We start from the raw sequence: 2,936 nt of genomic DNA, 5'->3' as shown, positions 1-2,936 counted from the left end.
GCGCGGTGGTGGGCGGGTTGGGCGCGCCGTTGGCCAGGCTGTAGGCCAGGTCGGGCTGGAAGGAACCGGCCGTGTAGCGGCAGCCGTCCGCCTCGCCCGGCGGCTTCACCCAGAGGTACGCGTCGATGTTGCTGTCACCGGTGTTGGTCGTCGGGTACGTACCGATGCGCCGGTCGGTGTTGTCGTCGCCGCACCAGTCGCCGCTGGCACCGCCGTTACGGCTGGTGTCGATGATCTGGCGCTTGCCCGAGATGCCCATGCCATTCAGGGCGGAGATGACCGAGCGGCCGAAGTTCGCCTCGCCGGAGGTGGAGTTGTAGTTCGACACGTTGGTGAAGAAGCCGTCGGCGTACTGCACGCCGGCCGCCCGGAGCCGGTTGGCCGTCTCACTCGCGCTGTTCCAGGTGGAGTGGCCGCCGTCGAGGTACACCTTGGCGTTGGGGTTGGCCGACTTGATGGTCTGGGTGGCCGTCGAGATCGCCTGGTTGCGCGCGTTGAGCTCGGCTCCGCTCAGGCACGTCTGGAGGGCGAGCGAGTCGGTTTCCAGGATGATCAGGACCGTCCGGTTGCCCAGGCCTCTGGCGAAGTTCGACACCCACGTCTGGTACTGGTTGAGGTCCGGGGCACCACCCGCGCTGGCCCCGCCGCAGTCCCGGTTGGTGATCTCGTACACCGCCAGCACCGGGATCTGCTGCGCCGCGTTGGCGGCGCCGATGAATCCGGAGACCTCGGACTGCACGGTCGACGGGTTGAAGTTGGCGAACCAGCGGGCCTGCGGCTGGCTAGCGATCTTGTCGCGGATGACGGCGGTACGTGAGTCGCCGGGGTTGGCGGCGACCCAGCGGACGACGGCCGAACTCGGGTCGCGGTAGAGCGATCCGGACACCGTGCCGGCGGACGCGCCGCCGACGGCGAAGCAGACGCCGGCGGCGGCGAGACCCGCGATGGCCGCCATACTGATGGCCGTTGATCTGCCGCGCCGGGGGGAGAGGATAGCCACGACGTGTTTCCTCCTGATCACATTGATGTATCCAAGTTCATGGGAGCGTTCCCATGACGGTAGCGGAGGCGCACGCCACTGCCAAGGCATTCACGCCTGTCGTTCACCGGCACCTGGCTCACGGATTCGATCCAACGACCACCCGGCACACCGGTGTCGCCGAAGGTGTCGCATCCGTCGGCGGGTAGGACCACACTGATCGTCAGTCCGGACCGGCGGCGCACCTTCGCCGCCCGCTACTTCGAGGACGCACCCACCGAGCCCGACCGGCTGCACTCACACCTGTTCAGCGGCACCCGCACCGGCGGCATCGGCCTCCTTCGGGACCTCCAGGACCTCTACCTGATGGCGGCCGAGTGCGACATCACCTGGACCGTCGTCGGCCAGGCCGCCTACGGCGCCCGCGACGACGAGCTGCTCGCGGTCGTGCGGCGCTGCGAGGGGGAGACTGCGATCCAGCTCAAGTGGCTGCGTACGCGGATGAAGGCCGCCGCGCCTCAGGCGCTCGTCGTCGCCGACTGACAGCCCTCGGTGCCGCGCACAGACTGGATCGTCGAGTCCCGGGTGCGACGACCTCGGCGGAAGGAAGGTGGCCGATCAGTCGCGTTGCCGTGCGCCAGGCTGCTGGCTCTGGTTCTGTCGCAGGGCTTCCTCGAGTTGATCTTCGAGGATGACGATCCGGCAGGCCGCATCCAGAGCGGTGCCCTGGTCGACCATCTCACGCACGCGCGCTGCCAGGCGCAGCTGGTAGCGGGAGTAGCGGCGGTGCCCGCCGGCAGAGCGGTGCGGGTTGATCAGTTTTGCCTCGTCCAGGCGGCGCAGGAAGTCCTGCGTCGTGTCGAGCATCTCCGCGGCCTGGCCGATCGTGTACGCCGGGTAGTTCTCGTCGCCGAACATGTCATCGGGGCTTTGCGCCATGTCACCTCCACGTCGAGGGCCCCGGCGCCGAAGCGCCGGGGCCCAGGGTTACGGGTCAGAACACCATCTGCCGACAGCTTCGTCGGCTCGTCATATCCGCACCAGCCGCAACTGACGGCTTCGGGTGCGAGGATCGCATATGCGTGACCGGAGACCACCTCTCGTTCGATGGAAACTGCGGTGTCCGCCCGGCCTGACATGAAGGCCGACGGCGGGCGATCCAACGGTGTATGGCCCTCCCTTTCCTCTGCTTCTCATTTCCCTTGCTGTCGTGCGGTCCGCCGGTGTCGGGGCCCACGCGACTTCATGGCCCCCACCCCTACGGCGAACACCAGGTGGAGCCCTGAAACTGCCTCGGCCCCGCCTGCTCGTACCTCTCCACGGAAGGAACAGTGGAGATCGTTCCTTCCACACCGCCCGTCGTGACGTCACGGCCGGACGGTCCGTCCATGTCTTGACGGATCTTTACTCTCTCGACTCGAAGAACAGTATGTCAGCTCGCCGAAGATGTCTAGTCGTTTCAACCCAGGTTTTCTGGGACGCCGGCAGGGGTGATTGCCCGCCGCTCCCCACACCTCGGCTGGCGAGCATGGATGTGATTCCTCGGCTGACACCGCGGGCCCGGAGCCAGCTGGCTCCGGGCCCGGTTACCGCTCCGTTCAGGGGCTGGTGCAGGTGATGTTGCCGGGTGCGGTGGCACCGTCGCCGGTGGCGGTGAAACCGAACGTCGTCGAGGCGTTCGCCGCCAGGTTGCCGTTGTACGCGGCGTTGCGGACGGTGACGCTGCCGGTGGTGCCCGTGTTGATTCCACTCCAGAGGCTGCTGATGGCCTGACCGCTGGCCAGGGTCAGACCCACGGTCCAGCCGTTCAGGGTCGTGGCGGTGTTGTTGGCCACGGTCACCTCACCCTGGAAGCCGCCGGGCCAGGTGTTGATCGTCCGGTAGGTGGCGGCGCAGGTGCCCGGCTCACCCGTCGGCGGCGGGGTCGTGGGCGGCGGAGTGGTGGGCGGCGGAGTGG

General features: G+C 67.9%; 4 protein-coding genes. 1 reads left to right on the top strand and 3 read right to left on the bottom strand.

The annotated features are described in order from the left end of the window. Positions 1 to 1,000 (bottom strand): glycoside hydrolase family 6 protein (locus FHG89_RS00925; protein WP_139582002.1); only part of this gene is annotated, 1,000 nt, incomplete at its 3' end. Between the two features lie 165 nt (positions 1,001 to 1,165). Here FHG89_RS00925 and FHG89_RS00920 point away from each other — a divergent pair. Further along, entirely contained in the window at positions 1,166 to 1,522 is a 357-nt protein-coding gene (locus FHG89_RS00920) for a hypothetical protein (protein WP_244295075.1), read from the top strand. Between the two features lie 75 nt (positions 1,523 to 1,597). On the opposite strand, the gene FHG89_RS00915 is transcribed toward FHG89_RS00920, so the two are convergent. Continuing rightward, positions 1,598 to 1,918: a helix-turn-helix domain-containing protein gene (locus FHG89_RS00915; protein ID WP_139582000.1), complete on the bottom strand. Its 321-nt coding sequence runs from the start codon at positions 1,916 to 1,918 to the stop codon at positions 1,598 to 1,600. Between the two features lie 659 nt (positions 1,919 to 2,577). Next, positions 2,578 to 2,936 (bottom strand): cellulose binding domain-containing protein (locus tag FHG89_RS00910; protein ID WP_208760822.1); only part of this gene is annotated, 359 nt, incomplete at its 5' end.

Origin of the sequence: Micromonospora orduensis (assembly GCF_006228125.1) — a bacterium.
In the GTDB taxonomy this organism is placed as follows: Bacteria; Actinomycetota; Actinomycetes; order Mycobacteriales; family Micromonosporaceae; genus Micromonospora; species Micromonospora orduensis.
This window is presented reverse-complemented; position numbering and strand designations above follow the sequence as displayed.